Annotated in this window: 18 protein-coding genes and 1 rRNA gene; 9 read left to right on the top strand and 10 right to left on the bottom strand. The window is 73.8% G+C overall.

The annotated features are described in order from the left end of the window. Positions 1 to 76: ribosomal RNA gene (rrf, locus tag ACIRBX_RS31185) — 5S ribosomal RNA — on the top strand; the annotation flags it as partial. A gap of 61 nt (positions 77 to 137) precedes the next feature. On the opposite strand, the gene ACIRBX_RS31180 is transcribed toward rrf, so the two are convergent. The 6 genes from ACIRBX_RS31180 to ACIRBX_RS31155 all read right to left on the bottom strand — a co-directional run bounded on the left by ACIRBX_RS31180 (position 138) and on the right by ACIRBX_RS31155 (position 6,511). Continuing rightward, positions 138 to 755: a hypothetical protein gene (locus ACIRBX_RS31180; protein WP_402302076.1), complete on the bottom strand. Its 618-nt coding sequence runs from the start codon at positions 753 to 755 to the stop codon at positions 138 to 140. A gap of 104 nt (positions 756 to 859) precedes the next feature. Next, positions 860 to 2,170, bottom strand: coding sequence for a DUF58 domain-containing protein (locus tag ACIRBX_RS31175; protein WP_402302075.1), 1,311 nt, complete (start codon positions 2,168 to 2,170; stop codon positions 860 to 862). 39 nt (positions 2,171 to 2,209) lie between these two features. Further along, positions 2,210 to 3,139, bottom strand: a complete 930-nt coding sequence (locus ACIRBX_RS31170) for an AAA family ATPase (protein ID WP_402302104.1) — start codon at positions 3,137 to 3,139, stop codon at positions 2,210 to 2,212. 125 nt (positions 3,140 to 3,264) lie between these two features. Further along, a complete protein-coding gene (locus ACIRBX_RS31165) occupies positions 3,265 to 4,548 on the bottom strand; it encodes a DUF4350 domain-containing protein (protein WP_402302073.1) in 1,284 nt (427 codons plus the stop codon). Beyond that, positions 4,545 to 5,204, bottom strand: a complete 660-nt coding sequence (locus tag ACIRBX_RS31160) for a DUF4129 domain-containing protein (protein WP_402302070.1) — start codon at positions 5,202 to 5,204, stop codon at positions 4,545 to 4,547. Before ACIRBX_RS31160 ends, ACIRBX_RS31165 begins: the two co-directional genes overlap by 4 nt. After that, positions 5,204 to 6,511, bottom strand: coding sequence for a hypothetical protein (locus tag ACIRBX_RS31155; protein ID WP_402302069.1), 1,308 nt, complete (start codon positions 6,509 to 6,511; stop codon positions 5,204 to 5,206). The genes ACIRBX_RS31160 and ACIRBX_RS31155 overlap by 1 nt, the downstream gene beginning before the upstream one ends. Positions 6,512 to 6,716: 205 nt before the next feature. Between ACIRBX_RS31155 and mtrA the strand changes: the two genes are divergently transcribed. Genes mtrA through ACIRBX_RS31140 form a run of 3 tightly spaced genes read left to right on the top strand, consistent with a single transcriptional unit; the run spans position 6,717 to position 11,359 of the window. After that, positions 6,717 to 7,394, top strand: coding sequence for an MtrAB system response regulator MtrA (gene mtrA / locus ACIRBX_RS31150; RefSeq protein WP_104816374.1), 678 nt, complete (start codon positions 6,717 to 6,719; stop codon positions 7,392 to 7,394). 1 nt (position 7,395) lies between these two features. Continuing rightward, positions 7,396 to 9,498, top strand: a complete 2,103-nt coding sequence (gene mtrB / locus ACIRBX_RS31145; RefSeq protein WP_402302067.1) for an MtrAB system histidine kinase MtrB — start codon at positions 7,396 to 7,398, stop codon at positions 9,496 to 9,498. Continuing rightward, on the top strand, positions 9,476 to 11,359 hold the full coding sequence (locus tag ACIRBX_RS31140; protein WP_402302066.1) for an LpqB family beta-propeller domain-containing protein: 1,884 nt from the start codon (positions 9,476 to 9,478) through the stop codon (positions 11,357 to 11,359). The genes mtrB and ACIRBX_RS31140 overlap by 23 nt, the downstream gene beginning before the upstream one ends. On the opposite strand, the gene ACIRBX_RS31135 is transcribed toward ACIRBX_RS31140, so the two are convergent. After that, positions 11,347 to 12,039 carry a ComF family protein gene (locus ACIRBX_RS31135; RefSeq protein ID WP_402302064.1) on the bottom strand — a complete coding sequence of 231 codons (693 nt, stop codon included), beginning with the start codon at positions 12,037 to 12,039 and terminating at the stop codon, positions 11,347 to 11,349. The genes ACIRBX_RS31140 and ACIRBX_RS31135 overlap by 13 nt on opposite strands. 326 nt (positions 12,040 to 12,365) lie before the next feature. Here ACIRBX_RS31135 and hpf point away from each other — a divergent pair, with 326 nt between their 5' ends. Both hpf and ACIRBX_RS31125 read left to right on the top strand, forming a co-directional pair. Next, entirely contained in the window at positions 12,366 to 13,061 is a 696-nt protein-coding gene (gene hpf, locus ACIRBX_RS31130) for a ribosome hibernation-promoting factor, HPF/YfiA family (protein ID WP_402302061.1), read from the top strand. 147 nt (positions 13,062 to 13,208) lie between these two features. Next, positions 13,209 to 13,937 (top strand): response regulator, encoded by a 729-nt coding sequence (locus tag ACIRBX_RS31125; protein ID WP_402302059.1) that lies wholly within the window; start codon positions 13,209 to 13,211, stop codon positions 13,935 to 13,937. 515 nt (positions 13,938 to 14,452) lie between these two features. Here the strand turns inward: ACIRBX_RS31125 and ACIRBX_RS31120 are convergent. Next, positions 14,453 to 15,619 (bottom strand): winged helix-turn-helix domain-containing protein, encoded by a 1,167-nt coding sequence (locus ACIRBX_RS31120; RefSeq protein ID WP_402302058.1) that lies wholly within the window; start codon positions 15,617 to 15,619, stop codon positions 14,453 to 14,455. 283 nt (positions 15,620 to 15,902) lie between these two features. Between ACIRBX_RS31120 and secA the strand changes: the two genes are divergently transcribed. Beyond that, the gene (gene secA / locus ACIRBX_RS31115) at positions 15,903 to 18,662 is read left to right on the top strand and encodes a preprotein translocase subunit SecA (RefSeq protein WP_402302056.1); all 2,760 of its coding nucleotides are present in this window, start codon (positions 15,903 to 15,905) and stop codon (positions 18,660 to 18,662) included. Positions 18,663 to 19,759: 1,097 nt separating this feature from the next. Here the strand turns inward: secA and ACIRBX_RS31110 are convergent. After that, positions 19,760 to 20,230: an Rv3235 family protein gene (locus ACIRBX_RS31110; protein ID WP_402302053.1), complete on the bottom strand. Its 471-nt coding sequence runs from the start codon at positions 20,228 to 20,230 to the stop codon at positions 19,760 to 19,762. Between the two features lie 263 nt (positions 20,231 to 20,493). Between ACIRBX_RS31110 and ACIRBX_RS31105 the strand changes: the two genes are divergently transcribed. Both ACIRBX_RS31105 and ACIRBX_RS31100 read left to right on the top strand, forming a co-directional pair. Beyond that, positions 20,494 to 21,489 (top strand): patatin-like phospholipase family protein, encoded by a 996-nt coding sequence (locus ACIRBX_RS31105; protein WP_402302052.1) that lies wholly within the window; start codon positions 20,494 to 20,496, stop codon positions 21,487 to 21,489. Positions 21,490 to 21,553: 64 nt separating this feature from the next. After that, positions 21,554 to 22,063, top strand: coding sequence for a DUF6912 family protein (locus ACIRBX_RS31100; protein WP_402302049.1), 510 nt, complete (start codon positions 21,554 to 21,556; stop codon positions 22,061 to 22,063). Positions 22,064 to 22,077: 14 nt separating this feature from the next. Here the strand turns inward: ACIRBX_RS31100 and ACIRBX_RS31095 are convergent, their stop codons facing one another. Then, positions 22,078 to 23,295 carry a PucR family transcriptional regulator gene (locus ACIRBX_RS31095; protein ID WP_402302048.1) on the bottom strand — a complete coding sequence of 406 codons (1,218 nt, stop codon included), beginning with the start codon at positions 23,293 to 23,295 and terminating at the stop codon, positions 22,078 to 22,080. Between the last annotated feature and the right edge of the window lie 251 nt (positions 23,296 to 23,546).

The following is a 23,546-nucleotide window of genomic DNA, read 5'->3' as shown; positions in this document are numbered from 1 at the left end:
GAACCCGGAAGCTAAGCCTCACAGCGCCGATGGTACTGCAGGGGGGACCCTGTGGGAGAGTAGGACGCCGCCGAACAATCATTCAAGAAAGCCCCTGCCGGGTAACCGGCGGGGGCTTTCTGCATTTCCGGGCCCTTTCAGGGCAGCGGCGGGAGCGGGATCGGCGTGCTGGTCGAGGTGTTGCCGTTGACGTCCACGAGGTGCTTGACCTCGGTGGGGTCGTCCAGGTCCACCGCGTGGACGAAGACGGTGTCGGAGGCGCGGTCCAGCAGGACCCGACCGCTGTGGGCGTCCAGGAGCCGGTCGATCTCCTGGTGGGAGACCCAGGAGGGGGCCGGCGGGAGGTACGGCAGGAGGGTGGCCGGGACGGCGGAGTGGGAGACGGTCTCGGGGGTGGTGGGGTACTGCTGGACCGGGGGGAACTCGGCGGGCTGCACGGGGAGTTGGCCGATGATCTTCGCGACCTGGCCCGGCGGGAGTTGGGCGACGATGCTGTAGAAGAGGTCCGTCGGGCCGGGGATGCCGCGCTCGGAGCGGTACGCGTTGGAGGAGATCTCGGTCCAGTGGGCCGAGAGGACCGGGCCGAGGCGGGCCAAGGCGCCGCGGACGAAGGCCGGGTCGGTGGCCGGCTCGGGTCCGTCGAGGAGTGGGTCGGCTGCCGCGGCGCTCTTCTTGTCGCCGCCCACGGGCCAGATGACCAGGGCCAGTGGCGACAGGCCGAGTGCGCTCAGCAGGAGGAATTCCCTGCGCTTCATGTGGTGCTCCCCCGGAGGTTACTGATGACCGGTCAATTCGATCATGGGGAGAGCTCCGGGGGGATACGCCGGAGGTACCGGGGGTGTACGCCCCAGGTATCGGTTCAGAGGCGGCCGGCGGCCTTGAGCGCGAGGTAGGTGTCGGCCAGGGCCGGGGGGAGGGCGGCCGGCGGGGCGTCGAGGACGGTGACGCCGCGGCGGGTGAGCAGGGCGGCGGTGCGGGCGCGGTCGGCGCGGGTCTGCTCGGCGGCTGCGGCGGCGTAGACGTCCTGGACGGTGCCCCGGGTGGTGGCGAGCTCGTCGAGGCGGGGGTCGGCGACCGAGGCCAGGACGACCTCGTGGCGCTTGGTGAGGAGGGGGAGTTGGGGGAGCAGGCCCTCCTCGACCGGGCCGGCGTCGAGGCCGGTGAGCAGGACGATCAGGGAGCGGTGCGGGGCGAGCCGGAGGGTGGCCGAGGTGAGGGCGCGCAGGTCGGTCTGGACCAGGGCGGGCTCCAGGGTGGCCATCGCCTCGGTGAAGGCGGGGAGCACGTCGGAGGCAGAGCGGCCGACCACGGAGCGGCGCTTGTGGGAGTCGTGGGCGAGCAGGTCGACCCGGTCACCGGCCTTGGTGGCCAGGGCGGCCAGCAACAGGGCGGCGTCGAGGGCGGCGTCCAGGCGGGGGGCGTCGCCGACCCGGCCGGCCGAGGTGCGGCCGGTGTCCAGGACGATCAGGACGTGGCGGTCGCGTTCGGGGCGCCAGGTGCGGACGGCGACGGTGTGGCGGCGGGCGCTGGCACGCCAGTCGATGGAGCGGACGTCGTCGCCGGGGAGGTACTCGCGCAGGGAGTCGAACTCGGTGCCCTGACCACGGGTCAGGATCGAGGTGCGACCGTCGAGTTCGCGCAGCCGGGCCAGCCGGGAGGGCAGGTGCTTGCGGCTGGCGAACGGGGGGAGCGCGCGCAGCGTCCAGGGCAGGCGGTGGGCGCCCTGGCGGGCGGCGAGGCCGAGCGGGCCGTGCGAGCGGACGGTGACCCGGTGGGCGTGGTGGTCGCCGCGCCGGGTGGGGAGCAGGTGGGTGGTGACCCGGCGGCGCTCCCCGGCCGGGACGGTGAGGCGGTGCCGGGAGCCGGGGACGGCGGTGCCGGGGCGCCAGGCGGACGGCGGCCAGGCGTCGCGCAGGTGGGCCCGGAGCGGGCGCCGGGAGGGGTTGGTGACGGTCAGTTCGACCGTGGCCGGCTCGCCGAGGCGGACCGAGGTGTCGCCGGTGCGGGTGAGCACCAGCGAGCGGACCGGGGCCGCCAGGGCGAGGTCGGCGAGGACGGCGAGCAGGAGCGGGCCCGTGACCGCGCCGATCCCGGCCCAGGAGGGCAGCAGGAGGCCCACGACCAGCGCGCCGAGCGCGGCGATGAGGGCGGTGCGGCCGGTCAGGGCCATGGATGACGCTCCTTCAGCAGTACTGCGGGGTCGGCGCGGTCAGCGCGGGGCCGGGGTCTGGGCCAGGACGGCCTGGATGACGGAGTCGGCGGTGACGCCCTCCATCTCGGCCTCGGCCCGGAGCTTGACCCGGTGCCGCAGGGTGGGCAGGGCGAGGGCCTTGACGTCGTCGGGGGAGACGTAGTCGCGGCCGGCCAGCCAGGCCCAGGCGCGGGCGGTGTTGAGCAGGGCGGTGGCGCCGCGCGGGGAGACGCCGATGGAGAGCGACGGGGACTGCCGGGTGGCCCGGCAGAGGTCCACCACGTAGGCCAGCACCTCGGGGGAGACGGTGAGCCGGGCGATCTCGGCGCGGGCGGTGGCCAGGTCGGCCGGGCCGGCCACCGGGCGGACGCCGGCGGCGGCCAGGTCGCGCGGGTCGAAGCCGGAGGCGTGCTTGGCGAGCACCTGGTACTCCTGGTCCCGGGTGGGGAGCGGGAGGACCAGCTTGAGCAGGAAGCGGTCGAGCTGGGCCTCGGGGAGCGGGTAGGTGCCCTCGTACTCCACCGGGTTCTGGGTGGCGGCGACCAGGAAGGGCTGCGGGAGGCGGCGGGGCTCGCCGTCCACCGTGACCTGGTGCTCCTCCATGGCCTCCAGCAGGGCGGCCTGTGTCTTCGGAGGGGTGCGGTTGATCTCGTCGGCCAGCAGCAGGTTGGTGAAGACCGGGCCGGGCTGGAAGGAGAACTCGGCGGTGCGGGCGTCGTAGACCAGCGAGCCGGTGACGTCGCCGGGCATCAGGTCGGGGGTGAACTGGATGCGCTTGGTCTCCAGGCTGAGCGCGGTGGAGAGGGTGCGGACCAGCAGGGTCTTGGCGACGCCGGGGACGCCCTCCAGCAGCACGTGGCCACCGCACAGCAGGGCGACCACCAGGCCGGTGACGGCGGCGTCCTGGCCGACCACGGCCTTGCCGATCTCGGCCCGCAGGGCGGTCAGCGCCGCCCGGGCGTCGGTGGCGTCGGTGGCGGCGGCCGTGCTGGTCGGGGCCGTGGTGGTGGCGGCTGACGAGGCGTCACCGTCCTCGGGGGTCGGCTTGCTGAGGGAGGTGGTGGCCTGCTCGGTCACGGCTGTCGTACCTGCCTTTCCAGGGCGTCGAGGGCGTCGGTCAGCCGCAGCAGGGCGGCGTCGTCGGTGGGTGCGTCGCCGTACAGCAGCGCGTGGAGGTCGGTGGCCGGGCGGCCGAGGCGGTCGGCCAGCGCGGGGCAGAGGACGGCCGGGTCGGGTTCGCCGGTGTGCAGCGGGACGCCGAGCACGGGGGCGATCCGGTGGCGGGTCGCGCGGCGCAGGGCGTCGGCGGCCCGGCCGCGGGCCTTGGCGCGCTGGTAGAGCCGGGCCCGGCCCTCGGTGGTCTCGGTGGCCCGGACCACCACCGGGAGCTCCTCGGTGACCACCGGGCCGAGCCGGCGGGCCCGCCAGAGGGCGGCCAGCAGGGCGGCGACGGCGAGCTGCAGGGCGGCCCAGTCCCAACCGGCCGGGATGTGGTCGGTGAGGCTCTTGGGCTGCTCGCCCCGCGAGGCCGCGGAGTAGTCGGGCAGGTACCAGACCAGCTGGTGGCGGGAGCCGAGCAGGCCGAGGGCGAGTGAGGCGTTGCCCTGCTCGGTGAGCCGTTCGTTGCTGAGGAAGCGACCGCTGCCGAGCACCACCGTCTCGCGGGAGCCGGGCTCGGTGTGCCGGACCAGGGCGGGGCGGCCGTTGACCGGGTAGCAGCCGGTGTCGCCGCTGCCCGGCCGGTAGAGCAGGCCGCCCAGCTCGGCGCTGCCGGCCCGGGTGGCCTCGGGGAGCTTGCAGTCGGGGTCGGTCGCGGTGGAGCTGCCGGTGCGCGGGGTGCCGTCCGGGGTGGTGGCCAGCGAGACGCCGGGGGCGAACCCGGCGAGCGCGTCCTCGTCCGGGGAGATCAGCACCAGGCGGCTGTCGCCGCCGCGCTTGCGGGCGCTGAGCGGGCCGAGCTGACCGGCCGTCAGCGGGACGGTGTACGGCAGCACCACGGTGGTGGCGGGCTCGGCCAGGGCGTCGGAGAGCCCGTCCTGGGTGGCGACGGTGCGGACCTCGACGCCGCGCTGCTCCAGCAGGCGGATCACGGCGCGGCTGCCGTGCGGATCCGGGTCGCGCGGGTCGAGCGCCGGGTACTCCCGGTGGTTGTCCAGGCCGGTCACCAGCAGGGCACCGACCAGCAGCACGGCCGTGCCGAGCAGGTACCAGCGGCCCCGCCGCCAGATCCGGCCCCAGCCGGGGAAGACCCGGACCGAGGTGTCGGCGGTGGCGTCGGCGATGGTGTCGGCCGACGCACCGGGCGACGGTGCGTCAGGGGGGCCGGCCGGGGCCGGGGCGGTGGTGTCGGTGCTCACGAGGTGCTCCCGGCGAGGGTCGGCCGGCTGGCGGTGACGGCCCGGTCGAGGTCGAGCAGGGCCTGGTAGGCGCCCGCGTCGGCGGTGTGCTCGCCGTAGACCACGTCGTCGAAGGTGCGGGCGGCCCGGCGGAGTGCCTCGGCGTGCTCGGGGAGCACCCGGCCGGCCTCGGCGGCGGCTTCGTCGGCGGTCCGGCCGGGGCGGACGTCGAGCAGCGTGCGCTCCTCCAACCCCCGGATCAGCGCGCGCAGTTGCTCGCGGACGGCCTCGGTCCAGCGGCCCGCCGCCGCGTGCCCGGCGGCGGCCGCGCGGTGCTCGTCCGCGCCGGCCGGCCCGCCGCTGCCGAACAGCGCGACGGCGCGGCCCGCGGCCCGGCGCGGGGCGCCCAGGCGCCACCAGAGGAGTCCGGCCAGGACGACCAGGACCAGGACGAAGAGCAGCACGGTGCTGATGCCGCTCGCGGGCACGCCGACCGAGCCGAGGGCCTTGTCGAGCTGCTCGCCGATCCAGTCCCAGATCCGCTCGGGCACGCTCGGATCGTGGTGGTGGTACGCCGGGTCGAGCTGCTCGATCCGGGCGGCGTCCCGGGCCGGGTCACGCTCCTCGGTGACCGGGACGCCGCCGGCGAGTGCGGCCCACTCCCCCCAGTTGGGCATCAGCTTCCCTGCGGTCCGGTCTGGTCGGGGGTGGCGTCGGTCGGCGGCCCGGCGGGCGGTGCGGCGGCGGGGGTGCCGTCGGTCGGGGTGCCGTCGGTGGCGGCGGGGGTGGACGCGGCTCGGGCCAGCTCGATGTCCAGGCCCTCGCGGCGGATCCGGCGGTCCACGTAGAGCAGCACATTGATCGCCGAGGTCAGCGGGATGGTGATGCAGGAGGCCAGGATCGCGCCGATCGACAGGATCAGGATCAGGGCCGGCGGCTTGGCGGCGCCGAACGCGCCGAAGTCCGAGCTGTCGCCGACCACGTCCTCGCCGACCACGGCGATGCCGATGAAGGTGAACGGCAGCACGAAGACGGCGGCGATCAGACCGGCGATCAGCTGGCCGAGCAGGGTGACGCCGAAGGTGCGCCACCAGGCGCCCTTCACCAGCCGTCGGGAGCGGGAGAGGGCGGTGAAGACCCCCTGCTTCTCCAGCATCAGGGCCGGTGCGGCCAGGCTGAGTTGGACCATCAGCCAGACCGCCACCACCAGTCCGGCGAGCATCGGCAGCAGCGAGAGTGCGACCAGTCCGTCGTCCGCGTCGCTGAGGCCGAGCACCACCATCGGTGCCACCGCGACCGCCATCACGCCGATCACGATCAGGGTGGTGATCAGGGTGAGCCCGACGAGCTTGAGCAGCTGCGGCCGGGCGGCGGCCCAGGCGTTGCCGAGGGTGGCGGGCAGGCCGAGGATCGCCCGGCTGACCACCATGGTGAGCAGACCGGCGGCGAGCAGGCCGAGCAGTGGTGTGATGAGCAGGCTGGCGAAGGTCAGGACCAGCGGGCCGATCGCCTCGGGCTGCTCGTACTCCCACCACTCGGCGCCGGCCGAGAGCACCTGGTCGGCGATCGCGACGCCGAGGCTCAGCCCGACGGTGGGGCGCCAGTAGCGGCGCACCGTGGTGAAGGCGCCGTCCAGCAGTTCGCCGACCGCGAGCGGGCGGAGCGGGATCACCCCGGGCTTCGGGCTCTGCGGCCGGCCCCAGCCGGGAGCGCCCCAGCCGGGTGCACCGGGAGCGCCGCCCCACTGCGGCTGGCCGTTCCAGCCGGGCTGGGGCTGTCCGCCCCACTGCGGCTGCCGGCCGTGCGGGGGCTGCTGGCCGTAGGCGCCGCCGTACGGGCCCGGGGCGGGCGGCGGCACGGCGCCGGCCTGCGGCGGGGCAGTGTCGGCCTGCGGCGGGGCGGGAGGAGCTGTGTCCGACGGCCCGGCGTCCTCTCGGGGCGGCTCGGGAGAGCCGGGCGAGGCCCAGCCCGGAGTGTCGGTCATCGATGCTCCTGTGTGATCGGTACTCTGTGGCGCCCATCGTGCCACGGCGCCGTTCGGCTTCTGCAGGGATATCCCGGCCCCAGGTCGGGTCGGTCCGGGGCGGGGGGCGAACTCTGCGACGATATGACTGACTTGGCGGGCTGAAGCGCGCCAGAATGGCACGGCTGTGCGGCAGGTCACAATCCGGTAATGAGAGGATGGGTGCATGAAGGGACGTGTCCTGGTCGTCGATGACGACACCGCACTGGCCGAGATGTTGGGCATCGTGCTTCGTGGTGAGGGTTTTGAGCCGTTTTTCGTCGCGGACGGGGACAAGGCGCTTGCCGCGTTCCGTGAGACCAAGCCGGATCTGGTGCTCCTCGATCTGATGCTGCCCGGACGGGACGGGATCGACGTGTGCCGTCAGATCCGGTCCGAGTCGGGTGTGCCGATCGTCATGCTGACCGCCAAGACCGACACGGTGGACATCGTGGTCGGTCTGGAGTCCGGCGCCGACGACTACGTCGTCAAGCCGTTCAAGCCCAAGGAGCTGGTGGCCCGGGTGCGAGCCCGGCTGCGCCGCGCCGAGGAGCCGACCCCGGAGCAGCTGACCATCGGTGACCTGGTCATCGACGTGGCGGGCCACTCCGTGAAGCGGGAGGGCCGGGGCATCCCGCTGACCCCGCTGGAGTTCGACCTGCTGGTCGCGCTGGCCCGCAAGCCCTGGCAGGTGTTCACCCGCGAGGTGCTGCTGGAGCAGGTCTGGGGCTACCGGCACGCCGCCGACACCCGGCTGGTCAACGTCCACGTGCAGCGCCTGCGCTCGAAGATCGAGAAGGACCCGGAGCGTCCGGAGATCGTCGTGACCGTCCGCGGCGTCGGCTACAAGGCCGGGCCCAGCTGACGTGACGCCGCAAGCTGACCACTCCCCGTCGGGCACCGCCGCCGACGGGGAGTCCACCGTGCGCGGGGACGTGCTGAGCTCGACCACCACCGGGGAGCGCCGTCGCCGGCGCGGCCCGGTGGCCCTCGCCGCGCTGGTGGCCCGTCAGTTCCGGCGGCCAGTGCACCGGGTGGCGGCGCTCTACCGGCGCTCCATCCAGGTGCGGGTGGTGGCCGCCACCCTGCTGCTCTCGCTCGCCGTGGTCCTGGTGCTCGGCGTGGTGGTCATAGCCCAGGTGCGTACCGTGCTGCTGGACGCCAAGAAGCACTCGGCGCAGACCCAGGCCCGGGGCGGCTTCGAGATCGAGCAGGACAAGATCAACGACGCCATCAACCTCCAGGCCAAGGTCGGTGCCAGCAGCGACCCGAGCCGCGAGGAGACCAGCGGCTGGCTGATCCGGCAGGTCTCCGAGCTGGCCACCGGCGGCAGCGGGGTCTACTCGGTGATCGCGCTGCGGCCGGCCGAGGAGCCGATCACCGAGACCAGCGCGGCGCTGCGCGGGGCGTACGGCTCGGCGGAGATCTCGCCCGAGTCGATCACCCCGCAGCTGCGGCTGAAGGTCGGCGAGAACCACGGTCAGATGTACGAGCAGACCGCCGAGATCCTGCGGACCGAGCCCTCCGGGCAGGTGAAGAGCGAGCCGGGGCTGATCATCGGTCAGCAGTTCACCGGGCCGGACGGTGCCAAGTACCAGCTCTACTACGTGTTCTCGTTCGGCCAGGAGAGCACCTCGCTCCGGCAGGTCACCAGCACGCTGGCCACCGCCGGGGTGTTCGTGGTGATGCTGCTCGGCGGCATCGCCTGGCTGGTGGTCCGTCAGGTGGTCACCCCGGTGCGGATGGTGGCCGGGATCTCCGAGCGGCTGGCCGCCGGGCACCTGGAAGAGCGGATGAAGGTCACCGGCTCGGACGACATCGCCCGGCTCGGCGAGTCCTTCAACCGGATGGCCAACGCGCTGCAGGCGCAGATCCGGCAGCTGGAGGAGCTCTCCCGGGTGCAGCGGCGGTTCGTCTCGGACGTCTCGCACGAGCTGCGCACCCCGCTGACCACGGTCCGGATGGCCGCCGACCTGATCTACGACAGCCGGGACGACCTGGACCCGATGGCGGCCCGCTCGGCGGAGCTGCTGCAGGGGCAGCTGGACCGCTTCGAGTCGCTGCTCGCCGACCTGCTGGAGATCAGCCGGTTCGACGCGGGCGCGGCGATCCTGGACGCCGAGCCGGTGGACCTGCGGGACATCGTCGGCCGGGTGGTCGAGGCGGCCGATCCGCTGGCGCAGGCCAAGGGCAGTGCGGTGATCATCCGGGGCGGTGAGGAGCCGGTGGTCGCCGAGGTGGACTCCCGGCGGATCGAGCGCATCCTGCGCAACCTGGTGGTCAACGCGCTGGAGCACGGCGAGGGCCGGGACGTGGTGATCCGGCTGGGCTCGGCCGAGGGCGCCGTCGCGGTCGGCGTCCGGGACTACGGCATCGGGCTCAAGCCCGGTGAGGCGTCCCGGGTGTTCCACCGCTTCTGGCGGGCCGACCCGTCCCGGGTGCGGACCACCGGCGGCACCGGCCTCGGCCTGTCGATCGCGGTGGAGGACGCGCACCTGCACGGCGGCTGGCTGCAGGCCTGGGGCGAGCCCGGGGGCGGTTCGCACTTCCGGCTCACCCTGCCGCGCACCCGTGGCGGCGAGATCAACCGGGCGCCGTTCCGGCTGGAGCCGGAGGACTCCCGGCACAACCGGGGCCTGGCCAGCGCCGGTCCGTACCGCCGGGCCAGGCCGGCCGGGGCGACCGCGCTCACCTCGGCCGAGCCGGCCGAGAGCCCGGAGACGCCGGACCGTCCGACGGCCGGCTTCGGCGCCGGACTGGGCGGGGTGCTGAGCATCGGCCCCGGGCTGGGCAAGGCGCCCTCGGCTCCGGTCGCCGACCCCTCGGACGTCCGGGCCGCGGCGGCGGGGTACGGTGCGACCGGCGCACACGTGGTGGTGGACCGGCCGGCCGGGCGCCCGGTGCCCGGTGAGGCCGCCGGGGAGAACGACACGGAGGGGGAGCGGCGTGCGGAGGACGGACAGGGCTGACCGGCGGGTGGCGCGCGGCTTCGCCGCACTGCTCGTCCCGCTGCTGGCCGCAGGGTGCGTCGCGATGCCCTCCGACGGCTCGCCGGAGCGGGTCCGCGAGCCCGACCCGGATGCCTCGGAGAACCTCCAGGTGCGGGTCTACGCGATGCCCCCGCACCCGGGGGACGACCCGAAGGCGCTGCTCTCCGCCTTCCTGGACGCGGCCAACGCGGACGACCAGAACTACTCCACGGCACTCGAGTACCTGACCCCGGCCGCGGTCAAGCGGTGGAAGCCGGAGGAGAGGGTGGTGGTGCTGGACACCCTGCCGAGGCCGGCCACGGTGGCCGGCAACTCCAACATGGCGGAGGAGTCGGGCACCGTCGAGGTGGAGATCCGGGGCACCAAGACGGCCGAGCTGGACCGGGGGCGGACCTACACCGCGAGCCAGGTCACCTCGTACACCAGTACGTTCCGGCTGGTCCGGCAGGCCGAGGGGCCGAACAAGGGCGAGTGGCGGATCGACGACCTGCCGGCCGGGCTGATCACCGACCAGGCCAGGTTCAAGAACTCCTACCGCTCGGTGCACCGCTACTTCCCGACTCTCGCCGACCCCTCGGTGGACCCGGCGGACCCGGCCAACCGGCCGGTGCTGGTGCCGGACCCGATCTACCTGCGGACCCGGCTCGACCCGCTGACGGCCGCGGCCAAGGCGCTGCTCGCGGGCCCGTCCAGGTGGCTGGAGCCCGGGGTCAGGACGGCCTTCGACCGGTCGATGGAGCTCGACGGGCCGGTGACCGTGACCGAGGGGCAGGCCGGCACGGTGCGGGTGAAGGGCCTGGACTTCAACGTGCAGGACAGCCGCTGCCAGGAGATGGTGACGCAGCTCTACTACACGCTGGCCGAGGTGCAGGGGAAGCAGCGGCTGAGGAGCCTGACCCTGAACGGCGACCGGGGCGGCTGCAGCACGAGCGGGGGGAGTGACGTCTTCCTGGCGCCGGGGCAGCTGGCGGGCGGGGAGGCCGGGACCCGGCAGTACTACCTGGACGCCAAGGACTCGAAGTCCGGTCCGCTGATGGTGGCCTCCGGCCTCGGCAGCAAGGGCACCTCGGTCCCCGGTGAGCTGGGCATCAAGGAGCGCGCGCTGCGGCCGGACGCGTTCGCGGTCCGCCGGGACACCGCCGAGGCGGCGGTGATCACCTCGGACTCGCGGGACCTCTTCCTGGTGCCGTTGACCGAGGAGGGTGTCCGGGGCCCCACGGTCCACCAGAGCGCGGGCGGCCGGCTGGTGTCGCCCAGCTGGGACGGCCGCAACAACCTCTGGCTGGTGGAGGTGCCCCCGCAGGGCGCCCCCCGGGTGCTGATGGTGCGTGACCGCAAGCTGGTGCAGGTGCGCCTCGGCGAGCTGGGCGGTGGCCAGGTGCAGCAGCTGAAGGTGTCCTCGGACGGCAGCCGGATCGCCCTGGTGGTGCAGCAGGACGGCCGGCGCAAGCTCCGGCTCGGCATCGTCCGGCACGGCGGCACCCGGCAGGCGCCCGAGGTCGAGGTGGTCGGGCTGACGGACCGTGAGGTGGCCCCGGCGCTCAGCGACGTGGTCTCGGTGGCCTGGGCCGACACCGACCAGCTGCTGGTGCTGGGCAAGGAGCTGGACAAGCTCCAGCAGCTGCACTACTTCGGCACCGACGGCTCGGTGAGCGCGGACGTGCCGCTCCAGGGCGGCGACTCGATGCTGGCGGTCTCGGCGACCGAGGCGCGCGGCGACGGCAAGGTGCCGCCCGCGGTGCTGGCCACCTCCAGGGACCAGATCTACCGGCTGTCGGGCAGTCAGTGGGTCGAGCTGGCACCGGGCCTGAAGGACAGCCAGTTCTCCTACCCCGGCTGACCGCCGCCCCGCCGGGCGGCGGCCACGGTGGCGGCGGCCCGGGGCGGATGGCCGATCGCGGCGAGGGCGCGGGCGGCCTCGGCCAGTGAGGCACCGGTGGTCACCAGGTCGTCCACCAGTACGGTCTGACGGCCGCTCAGCAGCCGGGCCGCACCGGCCCGGACGGTGAGCGCGCCGTACACGTTGGCGTGCCGCTGAACGGCCGTCAGGCCCGCCTGGTCGGCCACCGCGCGGCGGTGGCGCAGCAGCGGCGCGGCCCGCACCCGGTGGCCGGTGCGGCGCAGCTCGCGGGCGGCGGCCCGGGCCAGCCGCAGGGTCGGGTCGTGGCCCCGGGCGCGGGTGGCGGCCCGGGTGGAGGGCACCGGCACCAGCAGGACCGGGCCGGGGCCGAGCACGGGCCGGACGGCGGCGGCCAGCGCCCGGCCGAGCGGGGCGGCCAGCCGGAGCGCGCCGCGCTCCTTGTGGGCCAGCAGCAACTGCCGCACCGGGTCGGCGTAGTGGGCGGCGGCGTACACCGGGGGCAGCCCGTCGGGGCGGGGCCACGGGGTGGCCGGGCCGGGGCTCGCGGCGGCCAGTGCGGTGCGGCAGGCCGGGCAGAGCGGGGTGCGGCCGGTGCGGCAGCCGGCGCAGCGGGCCGGCAGCAGGAGGTCGGCGAATGCGAGCAGGGCGAGGGCGGTCACGGCGGCTCCCGGACTCGGCGGCTACCAAACGGTGGGCCGTCCGGGGCATGTTGTCCAGATGTTTACTGGTATTTCACCCGAGTGAGGGTAAACAGGACGGAACAGTCCTCCAGCCGACCGGGGATGGCGAAATCCCGGTGTGAGGTGTTCGATGAGGCTCCAAGGGGTTTCAAGCGCATCTGGTGGGGAGGAAGTGAGGTGAGGGCCAGTCCCTCCCAGCGCCCCGGCAGCCCCGGTGGTGGTGGTGAATCGGCTGGTCCGGCTGGGTCTCAGTCCGGTCCGGGAAAGCTCCGGTCCGGCGTCAGCACGAGGGATCGGAGTTCTGCGTGGACATCGTCGTCAAGGGCCGCAAGACCGAGGTGCCCAAGAGGTTCCGAGAGCACGTGGCCGAGAAGCTGGAGAAGGTCCAGAAGTTCGACGGCAAGGTGATCAGCCTCGACGTCGAGGTGTCCAAGGAACACAACCCGCGCCAGGCCGACCGGTCCGAGCGGGTGGAGATCACGATGCGCACCCGTGGCCCGGTGATCCGGGCCGAGGCGGCTGCCGCCGACCCGTACGCGGCGCTCGACCTGGCGTCCGCGAAGCTGGACGCGCAGCTGCGCAAGTCCGCCGACCGGCGGCGGGTGCACAAGGGCGGCAGCGGCGCCCGTACCCCGATCAGCGTCGCGGAGGCGACGGCGGCGCTGGCCTCGCTGCCCGAGGTGGCGGAGCCCGGCACCGAGGTCAACGGTGCGGCCCGCAAGACCATGATGGGATCGCTGGAGGTGGAGGGCGACGGACCGCTCGTCGTCCGGGAGAAGACCCACGGCGCCACGCCCATGTCGCTGGACCAGGCGCTGTACGAGATGGAGCTGGTCGGCCACGACTTCTACCTGTTCGTGGAGAAGGACAGCGGGCTGCCGAGCGTGGTGTACCGGCGGCACGGCTACCACTACGGCGTGATCCACCTGTCCACCGACGGCTCGAGCACCGGCCCGGCCAGTGACGCCGGCGGGGCCATCGGGGGCCCGGACCAGGACTGATCGGCGAGGAGCGGAACGGGTGACCCCCCGCAGGCCACGGCCTGCGGGGGGTCACCCGTTCCGGGCGGGCCGACGGCGGAGGGTGATCGGCCGACGGTGCTTCGTGGAATGATGTGCCGACACTGACCGGGCGGCGGGGAGGGGCGGATGGGGGAGCGATTCGGTCTGGCGGCCGGACCGGCGGAGGATCCGGACGGACCGCCGCAGCGGGACGAGCCGATCCGGGTGCTGGTGGTGGACGACCACGCGTTGTTCCGCCGGGGGCTGGAGATCGTGCTGGCCGAGGAGCCCGACATCCGGGTGGTCGGTGAGGCCGGGGACGGTGCGGAGGCCGTGCTCAAGGCGGCCGACCTGCTGCCGGACATCATCCTGATGGACGTCCGGATGCCACGCCGCAGCGGGATCGAGGCGTGCACCGCGATCAAGGACGTGGTGCCCAGCGCCAAGATCATCATGCTGACGATAAGCGACGAGGAGGCCGACCTCTACGAGGCGATCAAGGCGGGCGCCACCGGCTACCTGCTGAAGGAGATCTCCACGGACGAGGTGGCCACCGCGATCCGGGCGGTGGCCGACGGGCAGTCGCAGATCAGCCCGGCGATGGCCTCCAAGCTGCTCACCGAATTCAAGTCGATGATCCAACGGCGCTCGGACGAGCGGGAGTTGCTGCCCGCGCCGAGGCTGACCGAGCGTGAGCTGGAGGTGCTCAAGCTGGTCGCCACCGGGATGAACAACCGGGAGATCGCCAAGGAGCTCTTCATCTCCGAGAACACCGTGAAGAACCACGTGCGCAACATCCTGGAGAAGCTCCAGCTGCACTCCCGGATGGAGGCCGTGGTCTACGCGATGCGGGAGAAGATCCTGGAGATCGGCTGACCGCCCGTCAGCGGGCCTGCAGTTCGAGGAAGGCGCGCACGGCGGACTCCGGCGCGCCCTCGATCCAGGCCGGCTTGAGGCTGGTGTGCTCGCCCGCGAAGTGACGCCGACGCCGGTGAAGCCGCCCGGACCGTCTGCTCGGAAGCGGTGCCGGAACTCCAGCAGCACCTTGGTCGCCGAGTCGTCGTGCAGCTCGGTCACCGCTCGGCGCTCGGGGTGGGGCATCAGCGGCTCGATCCGGCCGGACCCCAGGGTGCTGAACGGGTTGGTGACCGGCGCGTGGTCGGCCTCGAAGACCTCGGTGCGGCCGCCGGGGCACCGTCGCAGGATTCCCCGGTGCCGCTTGCGCCGACCGTCTCGATCCGTACGCCCGCCGCCGGGCCGGGCGCGGCGGCGGCGCCGAGCAGGCTGCGGCGGGTGGCGGTCAGGCCCATGGACGGCTCCGGTCGGTGGTGCGGACGGACACCCCAGGGGAACGCCGCAGGAGCCGTCCGGACACGCCGGGCCGGCCGGGATCACCCGATCAGTGCGGCCAGCGCGGGGCGCATCCCCTCGTCGGACAACCGCTCCACCCGGACGGCGGAGCAGCCCACCCAGCCGGCCGCCTCGCGCAGCGCCTCGGCCAGGGCGGGCAGGTGGCGCGGCGAGTCCAGCGAGACCTGACGGGCCACCAGGGTCTTCCCCTCCCGGGCCGGATCGACCCGGCCGACCAGCCGGCCGCCGGCCAGCAGCGGCATGGCGAAGTAGCCGTGCACCCGCTTCTCCTTCGGGGTGTACGCCTCCAGACGGTGCGTCAGGCCGAAGATCCGCTCCGTCCGGGGCCGGTCCCAGATCAGCGAGTCGAACGGCGACAGCAGAGTGGTGCGGTGCCGCCCGCGCGGGGCCGACTCCAGCGCCGCCGGATCGGCCCAGGCCGGAGCGGCCCAGCCGGCCACCGTCACCGGCACCAGGCCGGACTCCGGCAGCGCCGCCTCGACGTGCTCGGCCTTCAGCCGGTAGTAGTCCTGCAGGTCGGCCCGGGTGGCCACGCCCAGCGCGGCGCCGGCCTGGGCCATCAGGCGGCGCACGCACTCCGCGTCGGACGGGTCCTCGGCCAGCTGCTCGGCCGGGATCGCCTGCTCGGCCAGCGCGTACACCCGCTTCCAGCTGCGCCGGTCGGTGCAGACCACGTCGCCGAAGGCCAGTGCCTTCTCCACGGTGACCTTGGTCTCCGACCAGTCCCACCACTCCGAGGTGCGCTTGGCGCCGCCCAGCTCGGTGGAGGTCAGCGGGCCCTCCGCGCGCAGCCGGTCCAGCACCTGACGGTACGTCCGCTCCTCGGAGCCGTGGCCCCAGACGCTGCCCTTGGCCCGGTAGGCGCGGCGCCGGAAGGCGAACAGCGGCCACTCCTCGACCGGCAGCACGCAGGCCGCGTGCGACCAGTACTCGAAGGAGGTGCCGCCGCCCCAGTACGCGGCCTCCACCGCCGGGCGGCCCACCGCGCCGAGGCGCGCGTACGGGATCAGCTCGTGCGAGCGGGCCAGCACCGAGATGGTGTCCAGCTGGACCGCGCCGAGGTGGCGGAGCACGCCCCGGACACCGCCCCGGCGGTCCGGGGCACCGAGCAGGCCCTGGGCCCGCAGCGCGATCCGGCGGGCCTCGTCGGCGGAGAGTTCGAGGACGGGGGAGGACGTGGCGGTCATGCCGCGCAGGGTAGACGCAGGCACTGACAGCGGTGGTGACGGCGGTGGCGGTGGTACGGGAACCAAGTCGGCTTCCGGTGCGTACAACCAGCGCGAGGGCCCGGACGGTGACCGAATTGCCCGGCCCGGGACACATTCGGCCGTTGTGCACCCACGGGTGACACGGGAATACCGTGCTGACGCACCTCCCGGCGCGTTGGCTCCCTCGCATACGATGGCCCGTGCGGCGGGGTCGACCCACCGTGCTGCCGTCCAACGCCGAACAGGCAAGGAGCCCGCCCTAGTGTCCGTCTTCGACAAGATCCTGCGCGCCGGTGAGGGCAAGGTCCTTCGCAAGCTCCAGCGGATTGCTGCCCAGGTCAACTCCATCGAAGAGGACTTCGTCAACCTCAGCGACGAGGACCTGCGGGCACTCACCGACGAGTACAAGCAGCGCCTCGCCGACGGCGAGACCCTGGACGACATCCTCCCCGAGGCGTTCGCCACCGTCCGCGAGGCGGCCAAGCGGGTGCTCGGCCAGCGCCACTACGACGTCCAGCTGATGGGCGGCGCCGCGCTGCACCTGGGCTACGTCGCCGAGATGCGCACCGGCGAGGGCAAGACCCTGGTCGGCACCCTGCCCGCGTACCTGAACGCGCTGAGCGGCAAGGGCGTCCACCTGATCACCGTCAACGACTACCTCGCCGAGCGCGACTCGGAGTGGATGGGCCGGGTGCACCGCTTCCTCGGCCTCGAGGTCGGCGTGATCCTGGCGAACATGTCGCCCGCCGAGCGCAAGCGCCAGTACGCCTGCGACATCACCTACGGCACCAACAACGAGTTCGGCTTCGACTACCTCCGCGACAACATGGCGTGGTCGCAGGAGGAGCTGGTCCAGCGCGGCCACAACTTCGCGGTGGTCGACGAGGTCGACTCGATCCTGATCGACGAGGCCCGTACCCCGCTGATCATCTCCGGCCCGGCCGACCAGGCGACCAAGTGGTACGCCGACTTCGCCAAGCTGGTGCTGCGCCTCAAGCGCGACCGCGACTACGAGGTCGACGAGAAGAAGCGCACCGTCGGTGTGCTGGAGGAGGGCGTCTCGCGGGTCGAGGACTACCTCGGCATCGACAACCTCTACGAGTCGGTCAACACCCCGCTCGTCGGCTTCCTGAACAACGCCATCAAGGCCAAGGAGCTCTACAAGAACGACAAGGACTACGTCGTCATGAACGGCGAAGTCATGATCGTCGACGAGCACACCGGTCGCATCCTGGCCGGCCGCCGCTACAACGAGGGCATGCACCAGGCGATCGAGGCCAAGGAGGGTGTGGAGGTCCAGAACGAGAACCAGACCCTGGCCACCGTCACCCTGCAGAACTTCTTCCGCCTCTACGACAAGCTCGGCGGCATGACCGGTACCGCCACCACCGAGGCGGCCGAGTTCCACCAGATCTACAAGCTCGGCGTGGTGCCGATCCCGACCAACAAGACCCCGCTGCGGATCGACCAGCCGGACCTGATCTACAAGTCCGAGCCGGCCAAGTTCGCCGCCGTGGTCGAGGACATCGTCGCCAAGCACGAGAAGGGCCAGCCGGTGCTGGTCGGCACCGTCTCGGTCGAGAAGTCCGAGTACCTCTCGCAGGAGCTGCGCAAGCGCGGCGTCCCGCACGAGGTGCTGAACGCCAAGCACCACGAGCGCGAGGCGCAGATCGTCGCCCAGGCCGGGCGCCGGGGCGCGGTCACGGTCGCCACCAACATGGCCGGCCGAGGCACCGACATCATGCTCGGCGGCAACGCGGAGCACCTCGCGGTGGCCGAGCTGGCGCAGCGCGGCATCACCGAGATCGACACCCCCGAGCAGTACGAGGCCGGCTTCCCGGCCGCGCTGGAGAAGGCCAAGGCGGCCGTCAAGGCCGAGCAGGCCGAGGTCCAGGAGCTCGGCGGGCTGTACGTGCTCGGCACCGAGCGGCACGAGTCCCGCCGGATCGACAACCAGCTGCGCGGCCGCTCCGGCCGTCAGGGCGACCCGGGCGAGTCCCGGTTCTACCTCTCGCTGGGCGACGACCTGATGCGGCTGTTCAAGGCCGGCATGGTCGAGCGCGTGCTGGCGATGGCCAACGTGCCGGAGGACGTGCCGATCGAGTCGAAGATGGTCACCCGGGCGATCGCCTCGGCGCAGACCCAGGTCGAGCAGCAGAACTTCGAGATCCGCAAGAACGTCCTCAAGTACGACGAGGTGCTGAACCGTCAGCGCGAGGTCATCTACGGCGAGCGGCGTCGCGTGCTGGAGGGCGAGGACCTGCAGGAGCAGGTCACGCACTTCATGGACGACACCGTGGAGGCGTACGTCAGCGCCGCGACCGGCGAGGGCTTCGAGGACGACTGGGACCTCGACAAGCTGTGGGCGGCGCTCAAGCAGCTCTACCCGGTGACGCTGGACCTGGAGGAGCTGGAGGAGGAGGCCGGCGGCCCGGCCGGGCTGACCGCCGAGTTCCTGGTCAAGGCGCTCCAGGAGGACGTGCAGGGGCAGTACGGCGCCCGTGAGGACGCGCTCGGCGCGGAGATCATGCGGGAGCTGGAGCGGCGCGTGGTGCTCTCGGTGCTGGACCGCCGCTGGCGTGAGCACCTCTACGAGATGGACTACCTCCAGGAGGGCATCGGCCTGCGGGCGATGGCCCAGCGCGACCCGCTGGTCGAGTACCAGCGCGAGGGCTTCGACATGTTCTCCGCGATGATGGAGGGCATCAAGGAGGAGTCGGTCGGCTACCTGTTCAACCTGGAGGTCCAGGTCGAGCAGCAGGTCGAGGAGGTGCCGCTGGCGGACACCGAGGAGACCCTGGCCCGGCTGGAGAAGGACCAGGCGGCCGGCCGCCCGGAGATCAAGGCGAAGGGCCTGGAGGCCCCGAAGCCGCAGCGTCTGCACTACACCGCCCCGTCGGTGGACGGCGACGAGAGCGTGATCGAGGGCGACTTCGAGGACGGTGTCGAGGACGGCGACGGTCTGACCCGGGCGGAGCGGCGCAAGGCCGCGCGCGCGGCGAAGGGCCGCCGGAAGAAGTAAGCGGCAGCGGTACGCAGCGGCCTGGCAGGGCGGCGGCCGCAGGGGCGCGGGGAACTGTGCGAAGGGGAACGGCAGCACCGGCGACTGGCTCTTGGAGTATCAGTGGCAGGTGGGCCGCCTCCCGGAGCGCGCAGTTCCTCGCGCCCCTTGGCGTGTGCCGTGCCGGGCGTTGGCGGAAGGGCTGTCGGAAGAAGTAGGCGGGAGCGGTACGCAGCGGCCTGGCAGGGCGGCGGCCTCAGGGGCGTGGGGAACTGTGCGAAGGGGAACGGCAGCACCGGCGACTGGCTCTTGGAGTATCAGTGGCAGGTGGGCCGCCTCCCGGAGCGCGCAGTTCCTCGCGCCCCTTGGCGTGTGCCGTGCCGGGCGTTGGCGGAAGGGCTGTCGGAAGAAGTAGGCGGGAGCGGTACGCAGCGGCCTGGCAGGGCGGCGGCCTCAGGGGCGTGGGGAACTGCGCGAAGGGGAACGGCAGCACCGGCGACTGGCTCTTGGAGTATCAGTGGCAGGTGGGCCGCCTCCCGGAGCGCGCAGTTCCTCGCGCCCCTTGGCGTGTGCCGTGCCGGGCGTTGGCGGAAGGGCTGTCGGAAGAAGTAGGCGGGAGCGGTACGCAGCGGCCTGGCAGGGCGGCGGCCTCAGGGGCGTGGGGAACTGCGCGAAGGGGAACGGCAGCACCGGCGACTGGCTCTTGGAGTATCAGTGGCAGGTGGGCCGCCTCCCGGAGCGCGCAGTTCCTCGCGCCCCTTGGCGTGTGCCGTGCCGGGCGTTGGCGGAAGGGCTGTCGGAAGAAGTAGGCGGCAGCGGTACGCAGTGGCCCGGCAGGGCGGCGGCCTCAGGGGCGTGGGGAACTGCGCGAAGGGGAACGGCAGCACCGGCGACTGGCTCTTGGAGCATCAGTGGCAGGTCGGCCGCCTCCCGGAGCGCGCAGTTCCTCGCGCCCCTTGGCGTGTGCCGTGCCGGGCGTTGGCGCGCCCGCGCGGCGGAGCCGCAGATCGGTGGAGTCTCGCGCCCCTTGGCGTGTGTGCTGCCGGGCGTTGGCGCGCCCGCGCGGCGGAGCCCCGGACCCTCTTGGCGTGTGCCCTGGCGGCCGTCGGCGCGGAGCGCTAGCGGGCCTCGACGGCGGTGCACTGCCACTGGTCGGTGCGGCGGTGCTGCTCCAGGCGGAAGGCGACCATGTGGTGGCGGGGGCCGAACTCGACCCGGACGCAGACCTCCAGGGCGCGCGGGGTGGGGGCGGAGTCGTAGACCCGGCCGAGGCGGTGGGGGGTGAGGCGGCCCCGGGGGCGGAGGGGGCCGCTGCGGACCAAGGCGGTGAGCTGCTGGTAGCCGGGCAGGGTGGTGTGGCGCTGGAGCTGGCCGGCCGGGCGGTGTCCGGTGAGGACCTCGATCAGGCGGTGGGCGAAGCGGGCGGCGAGCCGGCTGAGTTCGGTGCGGGCGGGGGCGCAGGCGGCCCGGGGGTGACGGGGGGTCAGTTCACCGACGGGGTGCGGGCGGCGCGGGGTGCGCTCGGGTCGGCGGGGGTGCGGGTGGACCAGGGCTCGGACCCGGGGTGCGGCGGCGGTGGGAGCGGTCATCGGCGGCGCCCTTCGTGCGGAGCGGTGCGGGTACGGCTCCTTGGTACCCGGGCCCCGGAGCGGTGGCAACGGACCGCCGGGTGCGCGGCGCAGCCGGGCCGGGGTGTCACCTATCCGGGTGGTTCGCACTGGGCGGGCAGGGCTCCGGCGGGCGGTGGGAGCGTACGGGGTTGACCGGCGGGGCGCGGGGGGTGGGCCCGAAGGGGGACGTACCGTGAGGGCCGGTCGGTGGAGTGCGCGGTGGCGAGCGGAGGAGGTGCCGGGTGCGACGGGGCTTGGTGCTCGGCGGGGGCGGGGTGCTGGGGGCGGCCTGGGCGGTGGGTGCGTTGCGGGCGGTGGAGGAGGAGACCGGGTGGCGGCCGGGGGAGGCCGAGGTGGTGCTCGGGACCTCGGCCGGGTCGATCCTGGGGGCGGTGCTGGCGGCGGGCGTGGGGACGGCGGAGCTGACGGACCACCAGCGCGGGCTGGAGCTGACGGCGGGGCCGCTGGCGGGGGTGGGGTTCGGGTACGAGGCCGCGCTGGGCGGGGCGCGGCCACCGCTGCCGCGGCCCGGGTTCGGCTCGCCGGGGCTGCTGCGGGACGCGCTGCGCGATCCGCGCGGGTACCCGTTCCTGACCATGGTCTCGGCGGTCGCGCCGACCGGACGGGGGTCGGTGGCGCCGGTCGGCGAGCTGGTGCGCGGGCTGACCGGGGCGGGCGCGGCGGTGGACGGCCCGCTGCGGGTGGTGGCGGTGGACTACGGCACCGGGCGGCGGGTGGTGTTCGGCGATCCGGGGCAGCCGGTGGCGGAGCCGGCCGACGCGGTGATGGCCTCCTGCGCGATCCCGGGCTGGTTCGCGCCGGTGGAGCTGGGCGGGGCCCGGTACGTGGACGGCGGCTGCTGGTCGGCGACCAACGCCGACCTGATGCTCGGCCGGGGCCTGGACGAGGTGTACGTGCTGGCGCCGATGGCGCTGCGGCCGGTCTGGCCGGACGGCCGGGACGCGCGCGGGGGCCCGGTGGGCGCGGTGCGGGAGTGGCGGCGGCGGGACCGGCCGCGCGGGGTGCTGGTGCAACTGGTCGGCCGCTACCGGCGGGTGGTGACCCGTCAGCTGTTCCGCGAGGTGCGGGAGCTGCGGGCCTCGGGGGTGCGGGTGCAGGTGCTGGCCCCGACGCTGGAGGACCTGGCGGCGATGGGGCCGAACATGATGGACCCGGTGCGCCGCGCGCTCACCCTGGAGACCGCCCTGCACACCACCGCGCGGGCCCTGCGGGGGTGAGCCCGGCCGGGCCCGGGTGCGTATTGTTTGGCTGTCCCGATCGTCCGAGGAACCGGAGCCCCCGATGCGCGTGTACGTGCCCACCACCCTGGCCGCGCTGGCCGTCGCGCACCCCGGTGGCGCGCTGGACCAGTCGGTGGCCTACGCGGTGACCCCGGCGCTGCGCGAGTGGTACGTCAGCGACGACCTGGAGGAGCTGGAGTACGCCGCGCTGAACCGGGCGGCCGAGGCGGCCCTGCGGCTGCTGGCGGCCGACCCGCAGGCGCCGCGTCGCCGGGTGGTGGTGGCGGTGGACGTCGCGGACTCGGCGGTGGCGCCGTTCCCCGGCGACGAGTACCAGGACCAGGCCTCGCTCGGCCGGATCACGCTGAAGGGCCCGCTGCCGCTGGCCAAGGCGGCGGCCGTGCACGCGGACGTGGCGGACGCGGACGTGGTGGCCGACGTGGCGGCGGCGGCTTCGGCGATCGGTGCGGCCGACGGCGGCGACGCGGACGCGCAGTTCACCGTGGACGGAGCCGAGGACCACGAGCTGCTCTGGTTCGCCACCCAGGAGATCCCGGGCCTGCTGGCCTGACGGGCCCTCAGGGGTCAGTGCAGCGGATCGCGGACCACCCCGGGCAGGCGGAGCACCGCCTGCAGGGCGATGTAGAGCTCGGCCGAGTCCAGGGGCCGTTCGAAGGAGCGCCCGCTGAGCTGCTCGATCCGGCGCAGCCGGTAGCGGATGGTGTTGGGGTGGCAGAACAGCAGCTTGCCCGCCCGGTCGGCGGAGCCGTCCACCGCGAAGTAGGTGGACATGGTGGTGAGCAGCTGTTCGCGCTGGCTCTCCGGCAGGTCCATCAGCGGGCCCAGCACCTGGTGGCCGATCCGGGAGGCGGTGGAGGGTGAGCTGACCACCAGCATCGGCAGCGGCGCGGCGTCGAAGACCGAGACGGTCTCGGAGCGGGGAGCCGCGCTGGCCAGCGCGACCTGGGCCAGGTGCAGGGCCTGCGGGGTCTGGTCGAGTCTGGAGTAGCAGGGGCTGACACCGGCCCGGCGGACGGTCTGCAGCCGTAGCGTCTCGACCAGTTGCTCCATCGCGTTGCCGTCCTGCATGGAGACGATGCCGATGTGGGCGTCCGGGGTGAGCCGCCAGGCGGAGCCCATGTCGTGGCTGCGCAGGGCCGGTTCGATGTCCGGCAGGGCCTGCCGGGCCAGGCCGGGGGCGTGCGCGACCACCACGGCGAAGGTGCCGTCGTAGGGCAGGGTGAGCATGTCGGCGGCCTCCAGCACCAGCCCGGGGTTGCCCATCCCGCCGCGCAGCACCACGTCGACCAGGGCCGAACGCTCCTGGTCCCACTGGATCTTGAGGGCGGCGGTGCGCTCGTTGAAGGCGTCCACCATGGCGCCGACCACCTCGTCGTTGTACCGCCAGACCTCGCTGGCCATCGCGACCAGGTCGGCACTGCTGGCCACTCCGGTGCGGTCGGCCTCGGAGACCATCCGCTCCCAGAGGCAGCGGAAGCCGAGCCGGTAGGCGGTCTGCACCATGGCCAGGGGCACGCCCTGCTCGGCCCGGCGGCGGCCGGTGACCCGGGGGGCCTCCAGGGTGATCCGCTCGCCGGTCAGGCCGCGCAGCGAGTAGGCGAGGTTGTCCCGGACGGCTTCGTGCAGCTGGCCGGCCGGCAGCGGGCCCGCGTCCTGGTAGACCTTCAGCTCCTCGCGGATCCGGCGGACCGTCTCCTCGGTCAGTTCGGTCAGGCCGTCGAGCAGGATGCCGGCCAGGCGTTTGGTCGATTCCCCCAGCACGGTGGTCGGTTGAGTGTCCATGGCGGCCAGGGTAGGAAGCGCCCGTCCGGGCGCTCCGGGGCCGTTCGTGCCCGGCCGGGCACGGGTGCGCGGTGGGGTGGCGGGACGGCCGGGCGGGCGGCCGGGCGTTCGAGGGGTGAGGGGGTGTCGCGGAGTTGACGCCATGTCATCCGGACGGGTGCGCGGGCCGCCGGGCCGGGGTCCGCTCGGCGCCCGGCGGGTGCTTCGCACCTGCTTTGTCGCGGCCGACAGATCCGACCGGGCCCCGGCTG

Origin of the sequence: Kitasatospora sp. NPDC096147, assembly GCF_044763225.1 — a bacterium.
In the GTDB taxonomy this organism is placed as follows: Bacteria; Actinomycetota; Actinomycetes; order Streptomycetales; family Streptomycetaceae; genus Kitasatospora.
The sequence above is the reverse complement of the archived record's forward strand: the minus strand, read 5'-3'. Positions and strand labels throughout refer to the sequence as shown.

What these genes read in the sequence shown, in the direction of transcription:
- mtrA (WP_104816374.1), top strand. Translation starts at nt 6,717, where the DNA reads ATGAAGGGACGTGTCCTGGTCGTCGATGACGACACCGCACTGGCCGAG.
- ACIRBX_RS31155 (WP_402302069.1), bottom strand. Translation starts at nt 6,511, where the DNA reads ATGACCGACACTCCGGGCTGGGCCTCGCCCGGCTCTCCCGAGCCGCCC.
- ACIRBX_RS31120 (WP_402302058.1), bottom strand. Translation starts at nt 15,619, where the DNA reads ATGACCGCCACGTCCTCCCCCGTCCTCGAACTCTCCGCCGACGAGGCC.
- ACIRBX_RS31100 (WP_402302049.1), top strand. Translation starts at nt 21,554, where the DNA reads ATGCGCGTGTACGTGCCCACCACCCTGGCCGCGCTGGCCGTCGCGCAC.
- ACIRBX_RS31180 (WP_402302076.1), bottom strand. Translation starts at nt 755, where the DNA reads ATGAAGCGCAGGGAATTCCTCCTGCTGAGCGCACTCGGCCTGTCGCCA.
- ACIRBX_RS31160 (WP_402302070.1), bottom strand. Translation starts at nt 5,204, where the DNA reads ATGCCCAACTGGGGGGAGTGGGCCGCACTCGCCGGCGGCGTCCCGGTC.
- ACIRBX_RS31095 (WP_402302048.1), bottom strand. Translation starts at nt 23,295, where the DNA reads ATGGACACTCAACCGACCACCGTGCTGGGGGAATCGACCAAACGCCTG.
- ACIRBX_RS31110 (WP_402302053.1), bottom strand. Translation starts at nt 20,230, where the DNA reads ATGACCGCTCCCACCGCCGCCGCACCCCGGGTCCGAGCCCTGGTCCAC.
- ACIRBX_RS31175 (WP_402302075.1), bottom strand. Translation starts at nt 2,170, where the DNA reads ATGGCCCTGACCGGCCGCACCGCCCTCATCGCCGCGCTCGGCGCGCTG.
- ACIRBX_RS31125 (WP_402302059.1), top strand. Translation starts at nt 13,209, where the DNA reads ATGGGGGAGCGATTCGGTCTGGCGGCCGGACCGGCGGAGGATCCGGAC.